Annotated in this window: 17 protein-coding genes; 7 read left to right on the top strand and 10 right to left on the bottom strand. The window is 38.2% G+C overall.

Features of this window, described 5'->3' with window-relative positions:
• Nucleotides 1-242 precede the first annotated feature (242 nt).
• Entirely contained in the window at nt 243-530 is a 288-nt protein-coding gene (locus SGJ10_06540; GenBank protein ID MDZ4757782.1) for a T9SS type A sorting domain-containing protein, read from the bottom strand.
• Between the two features lie 775 nt (nt 531-1,305).
• Between SGJ10_06540 and hutU the strand changes: the two genes are divergently transcribed.
• Nucleotides 1,306-2,967 carry a urocanate hydratase gene (gene hutU, locus SGJ10_06545; GenBank protein MDZ4757783.1) on the top strand — a complete coding sequence of 554 codons (1,662 nt, stop codon included), beginning with the start codon at nt 1,306-1,308 and terminating at the stop codon, nt 2,965-2,967.
• 1,125 nt (nt 2,968-4,092) lie between these two features.
• On the opposite strand, the gene SGJ10_06550 is transcribed toward hutU, so the two are convergent.
• Together SGJ10_06550 and SGJ10_06555 are read right to left on the bottom strand one after the other, a co-directional pair.
• The gene (locus SGJ10_06550) at nt 4,093-5,199 is read right to left on the bottom strand and encodes an arginase family protein (protein ID MDZ4757784.1); all 1,107 of its coding nucleotides are present in this window, start codon (nt 5,197-5,199) and stop codon (nt 4,093-4,095) included.
• An 86-nt stretch (nt 5,200-5,285) separates the two neighbouring features.
• Nucleotides 5,286-7,193, bottom strand: coding sequence for a T9SS type A sorting domain-containing protein (locus SGJ10_06555; GenBank protein ID MDZ4757785.1), 1,908 nt, complete (start codon nt 7,191-7,193; stop codon nt 5,286-5,288).
• Between the two features lie 42 nt (nt 7,194-7,235).
• Between SGJ10_06555 and SGJ10_06560 the strand changes: the two genes are divergently transcribed.
• Nucleotides 7,236-7,640, top strand: coding sequence for a thioesterase family protein (locus tag SGJ10_06560; GenBank protein ID MDZ4757786.1), 405 nt, complete (start codon nt 7,236-7,238; stop codon nt 7,638-7,640).
• On the opposite strand, the gene SGJ10_06565 is transcribed toward SGJ10_06560, so the two are convergent.
• A complete protein-coding gene (locus SGJ10_06565; GenBank protein MDZ4757787.1) occupies nt 7,637-9,136 on the bottom strand; it encodes a WG repeat-containing protein in 1,500 nt (499 codons plus the stop codon). The two genes, SGJ10_06560 and SGJ10_06565, sit on opposite strands and share 4 nt — an antisense overlap.
• A 221-nt stretch (nt 9,137-9,357) precedes the next feature.
• Here SGJ10_06565 and SGJ10_06570 point away from each other — a divergent pair, with 221 nt between their 5' ends.
• The 5 genes from SGJ10_06570 to SGJ10_06590 all read left to right on the top strand — a co-directional run bounded on the left by SGJ10_06570 (nt 9,358) and on the right by SGJ10_06590 (nt 13,873).
• Entirely contained in the window at nt 9,358-9,801 is a 444-nt protein-coding gene (locus tag SGJ10_06570) for a GNAT family N-acetyltransferase (protein MDZ4757788.1), read from the top strand.
• Between the two features lie 294 nt (nt 9,802-10,095).
• A complete protein-coding gene (locus SGJ10_06575; protein MDZ4757789.1) occupies nt 10,096-11,709 on the top strand; it encodes a S8 family peptidase in 1,614 nt (537 codons plus the stop codon).
• A gap of 5 nt (nt 11,710-11,714) precedes the next feature.
• Nucleotides 11,715-11,915, top strand: coding sequence for a hypothetical protein (locus tag SGJ10_06580; protein MDZ4757790.1), 201 nt, complete (start codon nt 11,715-11,717; stop codon nt 11,913-11,915).
• Nucleotides 11,912-13,072 carry a serine hydrolase gene (locus SGJ10_06585; GenBank protein MDZ4757791.1) on the top strand — a complete coding sequence of 387 codons (1,161 nt, stop codon included), beginning with the start codon at nt 11,912-11,914 and terminating at the stop codon, nt 13,070-13,072. Before SGJ10_06580 ends, SGJ10_06585 begins: the two co-directional genes overlap by 4 nt.
• Nucleotides 13,073-13,075: 3 nt before the next feature.
• Entirely contained in the window at nt 13,076-13,873 is a 798-nt protein-coding gene (locus tag SGJ10_06590; protein ID MDZ4757792.1) for an SDR family oxidoreductase, read from the top strand.
• 264 nt (nt 13,874-14,137) lie between these two features.
• Here SGJ10_06590 and SGJ10_06595 read toward each other — a convergent pair whose 3' ends face one another.
• From SGJ10_06595 to SGJ10_06620, 6 genes are all read right to left on the bottom strand, one after another.
• Nucleotides 14,138-15,073 (bottom strand): putative sulfate exporter family transporter, encoded by a 936-nt coding sequence (locus SGJ10_06595; protein ID MDZ4757793.1) that lies wholly within the window; start codon nt 15,071-15,073, stop codon nt 14,138-14,140.
• Between the two features lie 439 nt (nt 15,074-15,512).
• Complete coding sequence (locus SGJ10_06600) at nt 15,513-16,568, bottom strand: OmpA family protein (protein MDZ4757794.1); 1,056 nt, start codon at nt 16,566-16,568, stop codon at nt 15,513-15,515.
• A gap of 710 nt (nt 16,569-17,278) precedes the next feature.
• Entirely contained in the window at nt 17,279-18,337 is a 1,059-nt protein-coding gene (locus SGJ10_06605) for a HipA domain-containing protein (protein MDZ4757795.1), read from the bottom strand.
• Between the two features lies 1 nt (nt 18,338).
• On the bottom strand, nt 18,339-18,674 hold the full coding sequence (locus SGJ10_06610; protein ID MDZ4757796.1) for a four helix bundle protein: 336 nt from the start codon (nt 18,672-18,674) through the stop codon (nt 18,339-18,341).
• Nucleotides 18,675-18,679: 5 nt separating this feature from the next.
• On the bottom strand, nt 18,680-19,009 hold the full coding sequence (locus SGJ10_06615; protein MDZ4757797.1) for a HipA N-terminal domain-containing protein: 330 nt from the start codon (nt 19,007-19,009) through the stop codon (nt 18,680-18,682).
• 4 nt (nt 19,010-19,013) lie between these two features.
• A complete protein-coding gene (locus SGJ10_06620) occupies nt 19,014-19,223 on the bottom strand; it encodes a helix-turn-helix domain-containing protein (protein MDZ4757798.1) in 210 nt (69 codons plus the stop codon).
• Nucleotides 19,224-19,493: the final 270 nt, after the last annotated feature.

Raw genomic sequence — 19,493 nt, forward strand, 5'->3', positions numbered from 1 at the left:
GAACAACAGGTATGGCTACAAATGGAATACAGACATAAGCAAAGAGCCTATGATATAAAGCAAAGATCACCATAAAGCTAACTTGTCAAAGTAGAATTAATTGTTAATTGTTAATGTTGCTGACGCCAGCACTAACAGCACAGATTTGACAACTTTGCAATCTTCCGCGATTGCAAAGTTATCAAATCTACAACTACCTGCCGCTAGGCCATTAACTATTCTCGTCTGCATCAACTGACCGATTAATAATTAACCACTATCACAGCTCCCTGCTTATCAATAATTCTGACTAATACCAAGCCTGTATAATAAGTTTTGAAATTAATTTCATTGCCATTTATTATACTAGTCTCAATTAATTTTCCTGTTATATCATAGACTTCTGCTTTGCAATTTTGTATTGGTTTACCTTCTAAAGTCAATTTATTATTGAATGGATTTGGGTATATAGAAAAACTGCTTTCGATTTGAGAGATGCCAAAGTTCCGCAACGGGACAAAGCAAGATGTATCAAGATAATCATCAAACATAATAGTTCCATGTGGTACTTTATATTGGTGAACGCCATCAATATATTTGCAACTAATTAGATTTTCGTAAGACTTCCTAAATGGTTGAAAAAGACCGCTAATAATCCAACACCCTCTATCAATTCAAATCTCTGTTTATAGTACCCAAGATAATGGCTGCTATCCCCAAGCATCTTTCTGTATTTCTGTGCATTGCTTGTAAAAGGAATTGTTAATAGTGAAAGTAGGATTATTTTAATAGTTGTATTTTTCATGGTGCAGAAATTTGAAGCAATAATAGTAAGTTCTTTTGTTTTATAAAAATCATTTAATTGCTTTACGCATTACACGAGTTTATCACAAAGGTTGCCTACAGAAAAAAAAATGTGGTACTAATACTGACAGATTAGAAATTAGGTAGCAAAAGATTCTGCACATTGCAAAAGCCTGAAATATAGCCTGAAGCTTCGGGCGGATACATTTTTATTTACAATAGTGATAGTGGCTGAACAACAGTATTGTAATCACTAGAAGGGTGCACATTTGCAAAAGCAACTACCCAATGCGGCGGTTGGAAACGGCACTGTTGTTCTGACCACGGTTTTTGTTCCGACCCTTCGGAACAAAAAATCACCTTTGTAAATAAAAAAGCTTTTTGCTTCGTTTTTGGCTTCAAAAATGAACGCCTTCGCGGCGAGCGAGACGGCGAAAATAGCTTTGCGAAAATATCGGTCGTGTCTTGAAAATATATATGCCACAATTATATATTATTTTTGCCCCACCAAATAAATATATAATGACCACTACACACCGCACAATAAGAGCAAATACAGGATCCACACTGCAATGCAAAGGCTGGATACAAGAAGCTGCATTGCGTATGCTCTGCAATAACCTAGACCCTGATGTGGCCGAACGTCCCGAGGATTTAATTGTATATGGTGGATTGGGAAAAGCAGCCCGCAATTGGGAGGCTTTCGACCTAATTGTAAAAGCACTGAAAGATTTAAATGATGATGAAACATTATTAATACAAAGCGGAAAACCCGTTGGTATTTTACCTACGCATAAAGATGCCCCACGTGTATTAATTAGCAACTCGATGTTGGTCCCTAAATGGGCTACCTGGGAGCATTTCCGCGAATTGGAAGCCAAAGGTTTGATGATGTACGGACAGATGACTGCCGGCAGTTGGATATATATAGGAAGCCAGGGAATTGTGCAGGGAACTTATGAAACTTTTGGCGAAGCAGCAAAGCAACATTTTAATGGCACACTCAAAAATACACTTACCGTAACTGCCGGACTTGGCGGTATGGGCGGAGCACAGCCACTTGCTGTTACTATGAATGGTGGTGTTTGCTTGGCTGCTGATGTGGTACAATGGCGTATCAAAAAGCGTTTGGAAACACGCTACCTAGATATGATGTGTATGAGTATCGATGAAGCAATTGACCTTGCTGTGCGACATAAAAATATTGGTGAAGCAGTTTCTATTGGGGTATGTTGTAATGCGGTCGATTTGCTCGAACGTATGATAGAAAGAAATATAACTCCAGATTTATTAACAGATCAAACCAGTGCACATGATCCTTTAGTAGGATATTATCCGCAAGGATTGCCTGAAGAAGTTGCAGATGCTTTGCGTAAATCAAATCCCGATGAATATATAAAGCTCTCTTATAAAACCATGGCTCACCATGTGGAGTTAATGCTCGAATTACAAAAGCGTGGAGCTGTTACTTTCGATTATGGAAATAATTTGCGTGCACGGGCATTGGAAGCAGGTGTAACAAACGCATTCGATTTTCCTGGATTTGTACCCGCATATATACGTCCGCTTTTCTGCGAGGGCAAAGGTCCTTTCCGATGGGTAGCACTAAGTGGCGACCCCGAAGATATATATACTACCGATAAAGTTATTATAGAAATGTTTCCCGAAAACGAAGGGCTGCAACGCTGGATGAAAATGGCTCGTGAGCGTATCGCATTTCAAGGATTACCTGCTCGTATATGTTGGCTAGGCCAGGGCGAAAGAGAAAAAGCAGGATTGGCATTTAATGAATTGGTTCGCACTGGCAAAGTAAAAGCACCTATTGTAATAGGTCGCGATCATTTAGATACAGGTTCTGTTGCATCGCCCAATAGAGAAACCGAAGCTATGCTCGATGGCAGTGATGCCGTGGCCGATTGGCCCGTATTAAACTCTTTAATAAATACAGCCGGCGGAGCAAGTTGGGTTTCGCTGCATCATGGTGGCGGAGTAGGCATGGGTTATAGTATACATGCAGGTATGGTAATAGTAGCCGATGGTACCGAAGATGCCGCCATCCGATTAAAACGTGTATTACACAACGACCCAGCCATGGGTGTTATACGCCATGCCGATGCGGGTTATGATATTGCTATTGATACAGCAAGGAAGCATAGATTGGATTTGAAGGAAAGGTTGAAATAATTATAGACCCTGAAACAATCCCGATAGTTATCGTGGACAGGGTGACGTCGCAACGGCAACGCAATCAGGCGTCAGCGTCATGCTGAACTCGTTTCAGCATCTCATTGGCCACCATCTCTATAATAATTCCTACTGACACCCTCAGCGGAGTCGAAGGGTAATATTATACTCTTTTTTGGGCATGCCGCCGAAGCGTCGTCGGGCTATTCGCTGCAAGTCCTCGTTCGTCCGATAGCTATCGGACCCTCACTGCGGCCTGCCAGCGGCAGGTCCGCTACTATCCCTCACGCGGCTTACGCCTTAAATCAAAAAAACCTCACAGGAATGTGAGGTTTTTTTGAAATTAATTTATTGATTATTGTTAATTCTATTGTACTAAATTTATTGATTAACAAAAAATCCAGTACCAGCCTTGAATACTGATGATATAGATATTAATTTACCGTTTTTATCTTTAAAACTACTAGTAGTACCTCTATATATTGTTACATCAACATATCCCACATTCACTTCCTTGTATATTTCAACAGGTATGATACATCAATCCATTCAATAACAGTAAGCGTTAGAAAATGCATACTGTCTTTATTTCTTATATTGTATCGCCCTGTCATTGTCGGCAAATATATAATATTATAGTTGGGTTGCAAACCCATTTCCTTTCTCAAGCCGATTGCATCCCCCCGCCGCGGCGGGGCTATCGCAGACGGCTCGACTCGTGTACATGTATAGCTTTATGTGTCATGATTTTTCTCTACAAATATAATTAAGAAAACTAGGTCAATAAAATTACTTTATATATAATTTTGATTGGCGTTTTCCGCTAATAAAAACCCGTCTCCGATTTAACAGATTCTTCGTCACGTCTTTAAGCTCAGTTTATAGTTTTAAGGATAGACTATGCCCTTTCGCCGCGGCGAACAGAATGACGTTGTGCTATCAGGCGATCGTGACCCGTAACTCCACCCTTCGACTCCCATTCGGCTAAGCTCATGGCAGGCTGCTCAGGGTTGCAATTGTCTACAACAATCAGGCGTCAGCAATCCGCCGCGGCGGAGTAAATCGTAATTCGTTTTCGATTCATGAGATTGCCACGCGGGAGCCGCTCGCAATGACGGTGTGCTATTATCCCAAATACTTCTGATACATATTCCACCAACGCTCGGGTATTTCGTCTTTACATGCTTGTTGATAATCTTGGTAGGAGCACGGAACCATATGTGGGCCGTGGTGTGCATGTTGGTTTACCTGCGTGGGCACTTCCATCCACCAGCGTTCGGTGCGTTTGCTTTTATAAAAATTTATACTATGTGCGTTGTCTTTTAAACCTATTACAAACTTAAAAAAATCATCAGGATTTTCGTCAGGATGTTCACGATGGCGAGCCATATAACCATCCACTACATACCATATAATTTGTGCGGCAAGTTTGGCAGTTTGTTTATTTATATCGTTCGATGGATTGATACCATTGAGTGTGAAAACCTTGAGGCTTTGTCCCATGCCACCATAGCGTGCAAGGCGGCATACTTCATCACCAAACAATCCATTGGGCGACCCATCTGTAGTGCCCGGAGCATCGCTCATTCTTACTGAACGCATGTCCAAACTTAGTATATCACAACTACGCAGCACGGGCTCCACTTCTTCCATATGGGTATTTACCCAGCCCAATCTAAATGCATCGAAATACATATGTTGAAATGCTTCGAGGGCTAAGGGATCGGTCATATAGGTTTGGTAAGCCAGCAAACTTAAGTTGAATAAAAAGTTAGGTTTATGCACCACCATTCTACTTAGCGGGCCATGCTTTCCAAGATCTATAGCAGGACTTATCATGCCTAAAGTTACCATTAAATCTTGTTCCTCAAACCCCCGGTAAATGGCGTAGTCCCAACGATTATCGGCACTTATAAAAATGGGCATTACTTTCCGTTCGAGCAAATAACTCATTACATGAGAAATGGCAAATTCTGTATCTTCGGGGTCAATCGTTGTTATAATATTTCCGAGGTCAACAATTTCTATTTGATATATTTGCGAGAGACGATATAGTTCAGCACGAACAGTATCGGCAGCACGGTCATCGAAACCTATAATAGCCATTTGCACCTCGTCGAGGCCGGGCATAATATCTATATATAACTGACTTTTGGTAAACCACGACTGCCCGTGGGCATCTTGCGGCAAATCGTCGGGGTGTATGGGTCTAAAGTAATGATTAATTTCCATCGCTACAAAGAAACAAAGCAAGGTTGCATTTGGCAAACTTAGTTAACCACAGAGCTATTGATAGTGTATATTTTTTTGTATTGAATTCAACCTTTGCTCAGCACCACAATTTTTTGCCTGAGTATTTCTTTTCCACTTTGTTTGTGAAGTACTATTATATATATTCCGGGAGCAAGTGGGCTTTTATCGAATTGTAATATATATTTATTGTCTTTAAAAACTGTGGCGTTCCACACGGCATCAATGCGTTTGCCATCCATCGTAATAATATCAAGTGTATATATATTACTTTCTCCTGCATCAAATTCTATAGTAGCAATATCCGTCATCGGATTGGGATATATAGTTAATTTATTTTGTGGTATTATAGTTTGTGCCGTATCCTGCGGGCGGCCAATTTTTGCAATATAAGTGCTCCATGATTGTGATGAATTTCCAAAGGCAGCGGCCATCCATGCATGTCCATTACCGCGGGCATTCACGAAGACATTTCCTGTATAATCTCCCCAGCGATCTACATTATTTTGTGCGGCAGAAGTTTTCACACTGTTATCACCCTTGCGAATTAATGTAGAAGATGAAAACACAAAATCATTATCACAGATCACGGCACGGCATTCAGGGAAACGGTCTTGCCCACTGGCCAAAAAAGAAATTAAAGAAGTTTGATTTAAGCTATCGTTCGTGAAGGGGCACACTACTGGGTAGGCATAGTCCACACTGCCCAGCCCAAAGGTTTGCCATGTGGCTATATTGTTACCCGCATCGAAACGTATATAATAGAGTTTCCCGAAATTGTTTGCGTCTTTGCTCACAAAAACCGAATGTATAATACCATTTTGCCAGAATGCATCTCTTATGCGGCAGCGTCCTTGGTCTAGTTTTATGGTAGAATTCTTTTGCAAAGCATCTATGGGCGGGCTATATCGGTCTATAGTAAGAGTATTACTAACCACATCACTATTGTCGGCAGGAGTTTTAATTTTGTATATAGATAGTTTGTCGCCACCTGCCGCTATGTTACTCAAAAAATACATATAGTTATCATAAGTAACGGAGGCAGGATGATAAACGGGAACCAAATTAAAGGGGCTTCCACTTAAACTCCCACGTAAATTTATTTGCAGGGGTTGACCACTATAGGCACCCGTTTTTCCAATTTGAAATATAACCGAAGATACAAAATCATTATTGGCATCGAACAAATTTCCACTCACAAATATGTCATGCGAATTGATAGCTAAGCTAGGATAATCTAACCAATTGCTTGGCCAATTCCCTGCAATTTTATATTTATATATATGCCAATTATTATAATCGTTTGCACCTACAGAAGTTAATATAACGAGGTTACTATTTGTAGGTTTATTACCATATAATAATGCGATAACAAATCGTTGGGAGGTATGGTCGTACACGATACGTGGGTCATAACAATAATGACCAGTTAAAGTGGGGTCATTTATAATTGCGGAAAAGTTTTTCTCCAATAATTTTTTACCTATAGTATCAAAAACAAAAATAGAAGAATTAATACAACTAATTACAATATTGCCATTGGAAGCTGCGATGCTGTTATCGGTAGGGGTGAAAGGCAATGGCTGGTTTCCCGCAAATTTTTTCACTACTTGTGGCGAGTCAAAATATATTTTTCCTGCCTGCATGTCCTCGCCATAGTATTTGGCAATCGTTTTCTTTTTTTCTATTTTATTATAATAACCAGTAGTGTCTTCAGGTTCATCGTCTTTGTGCTTGTTGAGGGTAAATAGTTGGAAATTAAAAGTAGGAGAAAGGGTATCGATATTATATACCGTTTTGTATAATGGTAGGGTTATTTGTTTGTTGTAGGGAGTTTGGGCGGAGGCAAAGAAAGTATAAAGTATAAAGTATATAGTATATAGTACAGGTTTGTGATTATAATTAATAATTATTCTTTGCCCATGCGAAAAGCATGTTAATTTTCGAATCGATATTAAATATTTTTGCAGAGGCATCAGCCCACAAATATAAAACAACTATTTTTGCCCACCGAATATATGTTTACACACGATCACACCATACGCGTACGTTACGCAGAAACAGACCAGATGGGCGTTGTGCACCATAGCAGCTATGTGTTGTATACCGAAGAAGCACGCACGGAAGCATTGCGTTCGCTAGGTGTGAGTTATAAAAATGTGGAAGACTGGGGTGTAGCCATGCCCGTTTTTAATATGAATTTCGATTTTAAAAAGGCAGCCTATTATGATGATCTATTGACCATTAAAACTATTTTGCAAGAAACCCCGACTGTACGGATAAAATTTTTGTATGAAGTATATAATCAAAAAAATGAATTGCTCACACAAGCCCAAGTAACTTTATACTTCGTAGATAGAGCCACAGGCCGGCCAACGCGATGTCCCAAGTATTTGTTGGATTTATTGACACCGTTTTTTTAATTACAGTATTTCATTTTTGTTTTGATATTGATGTAACATTTATCATCATAATCATAAATCAAAAAATCGTTTATAATAACAATATAATGAAAACTTGGATGGATATATACAACTTGTCCTTTGGTGTTGATAATAGTGACTTGTGTGCCATTCTTAGCCACAGCCAAACCATTGATAAATTCTGGTTCTCTATCATAAGTGGTTGGAGTAAGCTGTTTCCCTTTTTTGTCAATCAATGAATATCGGTTGTTTTGGTACACAATAGCATATCCCTTATCAAACGGACTACTATAATAGTTCCCAATATCAACCACCCAATCATATACCGATGATATCATTTTTTCTCCTTGCCAATTAATAAATCCCCACTTGCCGTTTTCTTTTACTGGAGCTAATCCGTTGGCAAATCGAGCAGCATAATCGAAGCGAAAAGATATTGCAACCTTACCTTGGGTATTACAAAACCCTGCTTTTTTGTCCTTAATTGCACGTATTAACTTTTCGTTCACACTTTCTAATGCGATAAATTCTTTGCCTTTTATGGTAGGGGCCATATCATACTCGCAGGGCATACTTTCTATTCCGTTTTTGTTTACCATGCCCCATTTGCCATTCTTTTTAACCCATGCCAAGCCATTTTTAAATCCATAAGCATATTGATATATAAAAGGGATAATTTCTTTTCCCGTTTTATCTATAAACCCATACAATGTATCTCTGTGCAACACTGCCAGCCCTTCCGAGAATCCATCATAACGATAATCTATATAGTTTTCTTCATTATAGTTTTTTGCCTTTTTTTCTTCTTCTGGCACTACTTTATCGTATTTAAAAGGTATTTTTTCTGTGCCGAGCGAATCAATAAAACCCCATTTATTCCCAAGTTTAGCTAGTGAAAGTCCTTCATTAAAAGGATATACTTTTTGATATTTTATGGGAACCATGAAACCCGTTTTCATATTGCGGAAACCATAAGCATATTGCCCATTGAGTGGTTTAGAAAACTGTAACATTTCATTTGGAAGCTTTTCCATAGTGGTGTATTCGCAAGGCAGTATTTCTTTCCAGCCAGTATCAACCAAACCCTTGTTACCATACACTTCAACGATAGCATATTTATCACCGTCAAAAAAACCAGCTTTTGTATATTTAATATTGCCCAATACTTTCCCTTTAAAACTATAACGTGTTTCTTTATATTGTTCGTCGAAAGCGGTATAACACTTTTCGTTTTCATAAAAAAAAAGCAGGCGATAACCTGGGCTCAGAATCTCGCCTTTTGTATTTATCAAAAAAAACTTTCCCGCTTTTTTCACCACGGCATGTTCTCCTTCAAAAAAAACTGCTTGGTTAAACTGCGGGTCAATCAATATTTTTTTGCTGGTATCGCAGTAGCCCCATAAAGTGTCTTTACGGTAGGGCACAAGGTCGTAGCGTTGACTCATGGCTGTGAGACAACTATAAAAGATGGAACAAAAAAGGGAAAACTTTTTCATATCAAGGTTAACGAAATCGCCCGCAAATTATTGCTTAATTTTGAAAATAGTAATACCATTTTTTGGGTATTTTTAAATGTCGACTTTTAACTTTCCAAAAGCTCTAAACTTTTGGAAAGTTAAAAGACAGATTTCTACTTTATAGAAACACAGAATAAAGTTTCATAATTTTTACCGTAATTCGTAATTTAATCCGCCGCTGGCGGACGTAATTTTTTTCTATGCTACAATTTCAAACACAATCTTTCGATCAATTAAGCACCCGCCATTTGTATGAATTGCTTAGGGTTCGCAGTGAAGTATTTGTGGTAGAACAAAAATGTATTTTTTTGGACCTTGATAACCACGACCAATTTTGCTACCATGTGCTAGGGCTCAACGGGCAATCGGATGTGATGGCCTATACACGTATTGCTCCTCCGGGTGTATTATATAATGAGCCATCTATTGGAAGGGTACTCACTTCGCCCTTATACCGTGGGCGTGGCATGGGCAAGTTGCTGATGGACTATTCTGTGAAGCAGTGTGAGCAAATGTTTCCCAATGCCCCCATCAAAATTATGGCACAGGAATATTTGGAAAAGTTTTACAGCGATTTGGGTTTCAAAACTACCAGTGAAGCTTTTGAGGAGGATGGAATTTTACACGTGTACATGTTGCGGTGATAGGGATTCAGGAGTGGGGATTCAAGATTCAGTTCGCCGCCGGCGAATAGGTTATTGCAGATATTAGTCGGGCATCGCCCCCTAAACTCGGATTTTCGAATACCTACTGCATCTAACCACTCTTCGACTCCCTTGCGGCTATGCACAAGGCGGGTTGCCCAGAGTTGCATTTGTAAATATAATAAACGCTAATGGCCAATCCCATTCGCCGCGGCGAACTAACCACAGTTTTTTCAAGTAACTTTCGTTCCATTCGGTCGTTGAGTAATACCTTTGAACCCTTAATTAAATAACATGAGAATTTATACTAAAATTTTAATCTGCCTGTTAGCTATCGGAACCCTAGGCAGTCCGCTGTTTGCTCAAAAAGGCAAAAATAAAAAGAACAAAAATGTAGTGCCACGAGGTTGGCAACATAACGACCTTAAGAAGGACAAACATTTCGGCGTGAGTGATAACAGGGCATATACCGAATTGTTAAAAGACAAAAAATCTACACCCATTATAGTAGCAGTAATAGATGGAGGAACCGATGTAAGCCACAAGGATTTAAAAAATGTGTTGTGGGTCAATCCAAAAGAAATAGCAGGCAATGGCAAAGATGATGACAACAATGGTTATATAGACGACATTAATGGTTGGAATTATATAGGTGGTAAAGACAGTATGGTAGAGGAAGACACCTATGAAGCCACTCGTATTTATGGTAAGTTCCGTGGCAAATATGAAAGTATGGATCCTTCAAAAATTAGTGATAAAGACCGCAATGAATATGAGTTGTATCAAAAGGCAAAGGAATTTCATTTGAAAAAAGTAGAAGAAAATAAGAAGCAAATAGAAGGAATAGAAACGTTGAAGAAAGCATTTGAAAGCATTCGGAATAAAATAGGGAAAGACAAAATAAGCAAAGAAACGCTCGATGCATATAAGCCCGAGGGTGATGTAGAGCAACAAGCCATATTTTTTATGAGACTTTTATTCAAAAACAAGCTCCCCGATTCCTTTTTGTTCGATCAGTTAGGTGGAGAGTCTGCCCAAAAATCATTAGACTATAGTTTGAACCCCGATTTTAACCCGCGAACAATAGTGGGCGATAATTACGATGATATCAACGAACGTTATTATGGCAATAATACCGTTGGTGGCCCTAGTGCGGTGCATGGTACCCACGTGGCAGGTATTATAGCCGCCGAACGTAATAATGGCTATGGCATGGATGGCATAGCTGACAATGCAAAAATTATGGTGCTGCGTGTAGTGCCCGATGGCGACGAACGAGACAAAGACATTGCAAACGCCATAAGATATGCGGCCGACAATGGAGCAAAAATTATCAATATGAGTTTTGGAAAGGATTTTTCACCAGGCAAGACCAAGGTCGACGAAGCTGTAAAATATGCAGTTTCTAAAGGTGTAATTTTGGTGCATGCAGCAGGTAATGATAGTAAAAATAATGACAAAGATGATAACTTCCCCTGCGATGTTTATGATAACTCCGCCGATACGGCATCTACGTGGATTGAGGTAGGGGCTTCTAATGCTAAAAAGGATAAAGCACTGCCTGCAAGTTTTTCAAACTATGGTAAAAGCAATGTCGATTTATTCGCACCAGGCACTCAAATATATGCTACCGTACCCGACAATAAATTTCAAAGCCTACAGGGAACAAGTATGGCTGCACCTGTTGTAGCGGGTGTTGCGGCATTGGTATGGTCTTATTTCCCAGAACTTACTGCAGTGCAAGTAAAACAAATTCTTATTAATAGCACGGTGCTGATGAAGAAAAAAGTAATCGTGCCAGGCACTAAAAAAGAGAAAGTAAAAATGAAAGATCTTTGCCAATCGGGAGGTGTAGTAAATGCATATAATGCTGTGAAAATGGCGATGGAAATTACGGGCAAAAAATAACTAGGATGTTGAAGTTTATTATATATACTTTGGTATTCTATATGATATACCGATGGCTTTCTGGAAACAGTAGTAGAAGCGGCAATAATTTTTACGTGTTCAACAATTATTATAATAAACCCCAGGAGCAAAAAACAGGGAAAGTAGAAATTACCCCAAAGAAAGATGATGGGAGCAGCTTTACCGACTATGAAGAAATTAAATGAAACGCAGAGTTAAAAAAGCTTTAACAGTCGTTTTAATACTTGTTATTTTAACAAATATATATATTGTAGTAACGGGTCAGTTTTATGTGTATACGGCTCTATGGAATAACTATGCAAACATCGACGATTGGAAAATATTTAACAACCGCAAGGTAGCAACCGCAAATCCTGAGAATTTACCCAAACATAAAGATTATAATACCGAAACCCTAAAAAGCAATTATATAAAATGGCTTGAAGATTATAAAACAGTTGCTTTTTTAGCTGTTAGAAACGACTCCGTATTACACGAACAATACTGGAATAATTATGGGCCCGACAGTGCAAGTAATTCTTTTTCTATGGCCAAAAGTGTGGTAAGTATATTGGTAGGGATTGCGATTGATGAAGGAAAAATTAAATCCATAGACGAACCAGTAAGCAATTATATAAGCCGCTTCAAAGAGGGTGCTAGAGCTAAGCTTACTATTAAGCATTTGTTGCAAATGAGTGCAGGATTCGACTGGGTAGAAAGTTACGTAAACCCTTTTGGATTGACTACAGAAGCGTATTACGGGGACGATTTAGAAATGCTCAGTAACAAATTGGATGTTGTTAACGAACCCGGGAAAGTATTTAATTACCAAAGTTGTAATCAAATTTTTTTACAACAAATTTTAAAAAAGGCTACGGGTAAAAATCTTTCTGAATATTTATCGGAGAAGCTATGGAAACCTTTGCATGCCAATCGAGATGCATCATGGAGTACTGATAAAGCAAATGGCAATGAAAAAGCCTTTTGTTGCATTAATTCCAATGCACGCGATTTTGCTAGAATAGGTATGCTTTTTTTACACCAAGGCAAATGGAAAGGGCAACAAGTGGTAAGCAAGGAGTGGGTTGCCCAATCCATAAACCCTGCTGCTATTATAGATGAGCACGGCAAACCTTGCGATTTCTATGGCTACAGTTGGTGGCTTACAAAAATACCATACAAAGGAACCGAGCATCAGGTATATTATATGCGAGGTGTATTAGGTCAGTTTACAATAGTGATCCCCGATTATGAACTTGTAATAGTGAGGCTTGGCGAAATACGTAGTTCGAAATCAATTGGAGAACATCGGCCTGATATATATCAGTATATGAATTCCATTTTAGAAGCATATTGCCAATAATATATGAAAAACCTAAGCGGGAAAGTTGTATTGATAACAGGAGGTAGTTCAGGCATAGGTAGGGCATTGGCTGTAGAATTTGCCAAGCACGAGTGTAAACTCTTTTTAACAGGTCGTAACATACAGGAACTTGAACAGACTGCGTTGCTTTGCCGAAAGCATGCAAAAGATATATATATAGAAAAATTAGATGTATCAGTTGCAAATGATATAACAATTGCTATTGAAAAGGTATTATATACATTTGGAAAGGTTGATATTTTGATTAACAATGCAGGTATGAGCCAACGCTCGCTAATTGTTGAAACACCTATCGATATTGACCGTAAACTCATGGAAGTAAATTATTTTGGCACCATCGCATTAACAAAAGCCTTATTACCCAATTTCGAAAAGATTGGAGGTGGACACATAGTAGTTATCAGCAGCATGGTAGGTTTGTTTGGTTTTAATAGCAGGTCGGCGTATGCAGCTTCTAAACATGCACTACATGGATTTTTTGAAACCTTGCAAATAGAACAACCTATCAAAAATCTATATACTACTATTATATGCCCTGGCAGAATAAAAACTAATATATCACTGTCAGCCATTACAGCTACAGGGCAGGCTCACGGGCAAATGGATGAAGGACAATTAAATGGAATTCCTGTGGAAATATGTGCACAGAAAATAATAAAAGTTATGCATCAAAAGAAATATTTATATATCATAGCACGTGAAGAAAAATGGTTGTGGCTAATTAAAAGACTATATAGAAACTTGTTTATTAAAATTGCAAGGAAATTAAAAACGAATTAGGTTTTTAATGTATTATACCGAAACTCAATATATAATAGTCCAAAAGAAAGGGACTAAATGTATTGTAGCTCGGCATTACCATTCTAAAAACCAAATCCGCCGCAGGCGGAGAACTATTTTAGGTTAAGAATTGGTATTACGTCATTGCCGAAGCGGCGAACCGGGTTTGCGAAGAACGAAGCTTCACCGCGGCGAACCGATAGGATTTAGCGAGACTGCCTCACTACCGAAGAAGGTTCGGAATGCTCGCCATGACGTTGATTATTATACAAATAAAATCACTGCCAATGATACCGAACTTATAATTACCCAAAGTGCAATAGCCTGTATAAATGGTTTAGCTCCCACCGCTTTTAAGTTTTCCAAACTAAGCCCTGTTCCTATTAAGAACAAAGTTAAGGACAATCCTTTTTTAGAAATTAGAACGGCCCCATCATATATATATTTATAATCGGGCAAATAGGTGCTGATGCACATTGCTATAATAAAAAACCCAATAAAAAAAGGAATTTTGACACCCTTTCCATTACGTTTATATATAATAGCGGAGACTATAGAAAGGGGAATTATCCATAAGGCACGTTCTAGTTTTACGGTAGTTGCCACTTGCAATGCTTCTTGTCCAAATTTGGATGAAGCACCCACCACGGAACTTGTATCATGAATGGCAACGGCACTCCATAATCCAAAATCGTGTTGGCTCATATTTAGTATATTTCCCAACCACGGAAATAAAATGAGTGCCATAGAATTGAGCACAAACACAGCTCCTAGGGCCATACTTATTTGTTTTTCATCGGCCTCTACTATAGGTGAAACCGCAGCTATAGCACTTCCCCCACATATAGAAGTACCGCTTGAAATAAGAAAAGAAGTTTTTTTATCAACCGACAACCATCGGCCTATAAAAAAACCGGCAATTAAAGTGAGAACGATTGTGCAAATTGTAAATACAAAACCTTCTTTACCCACATGCAGGGCTTCTTGTAAATTCATCCCAAACCCTAAACCTATTACACAAATTTTTAATAGAAGTTGTGTTGCTTTGCTATTGAGTTGCTTAAATGGATTTCCAATAGTTTGTGCTACTATAAACCCAAATAACAATGCAAGTGGTGGGTCGATAAAGGGCGTAAAACATAGAACTACCAATACCACAAATGCAATTTGCCGATATATAATATTGATGGATTTAAACACGCCGGTTCTATAAAATTAGAACGCAAAGATGCTAAATAATTTTCGATTTGCTAAAAAAATATCCAATCTAATTTGGAATCTGGTTCTTTGTTTTAACTTTGATTGTATAATTACGAACCTTGGTTTTTGGTATTAGGTAATACTTGTCAGAAAACTCCTCTTTTTCGTTACGCTTATTAAAACGATAGTCATTTATATAATAAACTCCCTTGTTTTTTAATTTCCTCCGCCCGCTTGCGGAGTCAAAAGACCACTTTCGACCCAAACACCGAGTTGCAGTTCAGACACTTTGTATACCTAAGCAAATCTAAAAATAAGGCAGTAGTTCCATTAGACCGCTATTTGATAATAAGAAAAAACCGATAGGGTACTTGAATAAGTCAAATAGTGACTCATGCAGATACCCTAGCGGTGTCACTTAATAAAAGTAACAAGTTTTTTATTTAATCAACAGTTCTAATTCAACTCTTCTATTTTGCATTTTTCCTACGGCAGTAGCATTTGTAGCTATTGGTTTAGTTTCACCAAAACCTGTAGCATCTATTCTACTAATGTCTACGCCTTTGCTTACGAGATACGTTTTTACAGCGTCTACGCGAGCTTGAGAAAGTGAATAATTGGCGTTGTCATCACCCACATTATCGGTATGACCACCCATTTTCAAATTATAATCGGGGTACTCTTTAAGAATACTTACTATTTCATTAAGCATAGCATAAGAAGCAGGTACTATAATTGATTTACCAGTTTCAAAATTAATTCCTCTAGCGGCAAACTGTAAACGCTTTTTTACTTCAGCTTTTATAACGGGGCAACCATTAGCTGTACCCTCGCCTTTGGTAGTGGGGCATTTATCGTCGGTATCTATTATACCGTCACCATCTGTATCGAGAGGGCAGCCTCTGTTATCAACCTTAACACCGGATCTGGTATCAAGGCATTTATCTTCAGCATCAATTATCCCGTCTCTATCACTATCGGCAGTACAACCTGATGCGTCCACTTTAATCCCTTTTTCGGAACTGGGGCATTTATCCTGTGTGTCCTCTACGCCGTCTCCATCGGTATCAGGACATCCTTTGAACATGTCCAATCCTTTTGAGTTCGGGCATTTGTCTTTTGAGTCTTCTACACCATCGCCATCGCTATCAGGGCATCCTCTAAAACGTGCTAGGCCTGGTACATCGGGGCACACGTCATCAAGATCCGACATTCCGTCTTTGTCCCTGTCAGGGCAGCCGCCCATAGAGGCAGGGCCGGTCATTTTTGGGCACTTGTCTAAATAATCCGCAGTACCATCTCTATCTTCATCTACTGGGCAGCCGTCCTTATCTACCGTCACTCCAGTTGGGGTCTTCGGGCATTTGTCTTTACTGTCTTTTACCCCATCCCCATCTTCATCTTTTTTACCAGTCGAAGTGCTATCGGGTTCTTCATTATTATATGGAGGAAGATTAAGATTAGAGCTTTTTGCATCGGCGGTTACTGACCACATACAAAAGACTATTGCCACAAGTGGTAGCAAAAGTGGCCTTGAATTTTTCATTGAGTTCATGATTTTTTTTGATTAAAGAGTGGTTATTATTTATTGAAACATTTTCTTCGAATCGGAAAATGATATTGCTGCAAAATTGAGTTTTAACCGCAGCTTGCACATTACATTATTCTATGTATTTGTTGCATCTTTCACGCATTTGTTAAGTTATGATTTTTATATATTAACCTAAAAACAAAAACAACATACAAACTTATATTTGTATATCGAAGGGTGAATGTTTAAGCAAAAAAAGGGAACGGAAGATCACCAAAAAGCCAAAGACTATCGGATATAAACCATCAATATAAAATCAAAAAAGCTACCCGAAACCCAGATGACTTTAGCAAATATCATCAAATACTAATACCAATTCTTAAGCTAAAATAGTTCTCCGCCTGCGGCGGATTTGGTTTTTAGAATGGTAATGCCGAACTACATGCCGAAAGCCTAGCAAGGTTGCCGGGGGATTAGTCCCCCTTTTTTTGGACTATTATATATTGAGTTTCGCTTTAACGTACTACTTCTTTTTTATTAAGCCTCCCCAAAGTGCAATCTTCACCGAAAGCCGCTTAATTAAAAGCAAGACCTGTTTCCCAACTAAAGTTGTTTATAAACAAGTCCATTACCGTTTGTTCTAAAAGGTTATCTTCTGCGTATTTGCAACCCATTTATGCAGTTAAATAATTTTTCTTTGTTTGATACATCAACAAATATCCTCGCTTGTTTGGCTCACTCAAAAAAGAATGGCTTACCAATTTTTCTACACCATTTTGATTCTCAAAAAATGGAGAAAGCAATTTTTCAACTCTGCTTTCTATAACTCCAATTCTTTTAGCGAACTCTATAAAATCTTTTTTGCAGGGGTGGTTGTTCTTTTTGTATTCATTACTTTTAAAGTCATCCGCAAAAAGTCCTTTGCTTAAAGCGAAATCAGAATCATCTACATGCAATCTAGTGTTCACCAAATCATACGCTGGGCTTAATAAATAATCTCCCTTTGAAGATTCAAGTAATGAAAAGTTTTTCAAATGTGCATCCCCATTTGAAAATAAAAAATTGAACACAACCAATGAAAAATATTTTTCTATTTCAACTCGCCATGCGGGCACAAACTTTTGCATTAGTATTCCCAATTCCTCATAACTGGATTCATATTTCTCACTTGAATTCAAAGTTGTTTTTTCCGACAGCGAAGCAAAATCTTCCTGTCCCCACTTTGTTTTTTCGTTTGCGACTTTAGCACCTGCCTTACTGGCAGGCAGGTCAAATCTTCGGGTGATGTATGCTGGTTCTCCGTCATTAAAAAATATCAAAGCATTATCTGCAGTGTTGATTCCATAAACCTGCTTCGCAATTTGCATAGTTAAATGTTCGTTGGCTGGAACTTCTTTTGCTTTTTTCAGCAATGAAGGTATTGGTTTTAATATATGTGTTCCTTGTTCATTTTCGTGAGTTAATCGCAGAACATTTTTATCCATCACCATACTTATTTTGGTTTGAAATCCTGAAACAGAAATCCGTTTCATGTTTTCAAGAAACTCAGCCAAGGTATCTTCATTTTTTTGAGGTGACGGCATAGTGAGAATATGGCTAACTGTTTTTCCGTAAAACAATTTGCGAAGACATGATGGGCTGTATGTTTCAAACCCTTCACCTAACGTACCGGGGCAAACGTTAATTGACAATGGAGAATTGAAAATTAATAATTTTGGTTCAGAGTCTTTCATCTTACTCATCTTTGTTTTGAAGTAATCGAATTATTTCAGTCAGGTCATTTATTATTGAATCGCATTGAGACTTTTCTATAAACCATGTTTGATATAATAATTCCATCCAGTATTCAGTTTCATTTGCTTCTTTCAATGTAATGGAAAGTTTATGAATAATGTCTGCTTTACTTTCCGCATGCTCCGATTCTCTATCCATTGCACCAATTGAAGTTCCTGAACGAAGCAATTGTTTTGACAACGCAAACTCTTTCTTTTCAACTGAAAGAAATTTATAAAGGTTTACAACCCTAATTGCAAACGCAAAACTCTTGTCTTTTATCAAATTCTCTTTCACAATAATTATCCATTATCAATTCGCTTTACTGTTATATTTCCAATTGTATCTGCTGTTGCTGTTGATGCCAATAATCCGAACTGGTCATTTTCATCAATCTTTAACATGCGGCTCTGCACTTTTTTATTTTCGCCTTCTGCAATCATGTTGCTGAAAAACGGAAACAGAAATTCACTGTTGTATTCCTGCTGCGATTTTGGAAGTGTTAAACTAATTGCTGCTTTTGTGGGGTCAGTGAAGTAAGAATCTTCATAACGAAATACAAAATGCTTTCGGCTTTCTTCCGTTAGTATTCCTGCCAATGTTCCATTGCGATATACAGCTGCTTTCCTCATTCAATCAGTGTTTCTTTTTTACCTCAAGTTTGAGTTCCATCCCTAGCACTTCTGAAAGTTTAATCAACACATCCAATGATGGATTGCCTTGTCCCCGTTCTATTTTATACAAAGTATTTGTACTCACATTTGCTAGTTCGGCTAAATGTGGTTGAGTAATACTCAACTCTTTTCTTCTGTTCTTTATGGCTTGGCCAAGATGCTCGACTAACATTATAGTGTGATTTTAAGGCAAAAATAGTTCTTATTTCTTAATATTGCAAGTAAAATCACACTTTATTGTGATTTTAATGTGAATGTGAATTGAAAGCAAGAGAATGGAAATGAGAATCACATTAAAATGTGATTCGTTATAATAACAATGATACTATCTAGGGTCTGCTCATAAACTAAATAAACTTGTTAAACTTACCATAAATCAGTATTTTTTGCAATTAGGTCGTTGATTTTGCTGCAAGGCTTTTTAGCGAAATTGCTCAATATC

The sequence above is a fragment of the Bacteroidota bacterium genome, from assembly GCA_034439655.1.
Classification (GTDB): Bacteria; Bacteroidota; Bacteroidia; order UKL13-3; family UKL13-3; genus CANJUD01.

Excerpts from the sequence above, each read along its gene's own strand:
- SGJ10_06540 (MDZ4757782.1), bottom strand. The coding sequence starts at position 530 with ATGTTTGATGATTATCTTGATACATCTTGCTTTGTCCCGTTGCGGAAC.
- hutU (MDZ4757783.1), top strand. The coding sequence starts at position 1,306 with ATGACCACTACACACCGCACAATAAGAGCAAATACAGGATCCACACTG.
- SGJ10_06550 (MDZ4757784.1), bottom strand. The coding sequence starts at position 5,199 with ATGGAAATTAATCATTACTTTAGACCCATACACCCCGACGATTTGCCG.
- SGJ10_06555 (MDZ4757785.1), bottom strand. The coding sequence starts at position 7,193 with ATGCCTCTGCAAAAATATTTAATATCGATTCGAAAATTAACATGCTTT.
- SGJ10_06560 (MDZ4757786.1), top strand. The coding sequence starts at position 7,236 with ATGTTTACACACGATCACACCATACGCGTACGTTACGCAGAAACAGAC.
- SGJ10_06565 (MDZ4757787.1), bottom strand. The coding sequence starts at position 9,136 with ATGAAAAAGTTTTCCCTTTTTTGTTCCATCTTTTATAGTTGTCTCACA.
- SGJ10_06570 (MDZ4757788.1), top strand. The coding sequence starts at position 9,358 with ATGCTACAATTTCAAACACAATCTTTCGATCAATTAAGCACCCGCCAT.
- SGJ10_06575 (MDZ4757789.1), top strand. The coding sequence starts at position 10,096 with ATGAGAATTTATACTAAAATTTTAATCTGCCTGTTAGCTATCGGAACC.
- SGJ10_06580 (MDZ4757790.1), top strand. The coding sequence starts at position 11,715 with ATGTTGAAGTTTATTATATATACTTTGGTATTCTATATGATATACCGA.
- SGJ10_06585 (MDZ4757791.1), top strand. The coding sequence starts at position 11,912 with ATGAAACGCAGAGTTAAAAAAGCTTTAACAGTCGTTTTAATACTTGTT.
- SGJ10_06590 (MDZ4757792.1), top strand. The coding sequence starts at position 13,076 with ATGAAAAACCTAAGCGGGAAAGTTGTATTGATAACAGGAGGTAGTTCA.
- SGJ10_06600 (MDZ4757794.1), bottom strand. The coding sequence starts at position 16,568 with ATGTGGTCAGTAACCGCCGATGCAAAAAGCTCTAATCTTAATCTTCCT.
- SGJ10_06605 (MDZ4757795.1), bottom strand. The coding sequence starts at position 18,337 with ATGAAAGACTCTGAACCAAAATTATTAATTTTCAATTCTCCATTGTCA.
- SGJ10_06615 (MDZ4757797.1), bottom strand. The coding sequence starts at position 19,009 with ATGAGGAAAGCAGCTGTATATCGCAATGGAACATTGGCAGGAATACTA.
- SGJ10_06620 (MDZ4757798.1), bottom strand. The coding sequence starts at position 19,223 with ATGTTAGTCGAGCATCTTGGCCAAGCCATAAAGAACAGAAGAAAAGAG.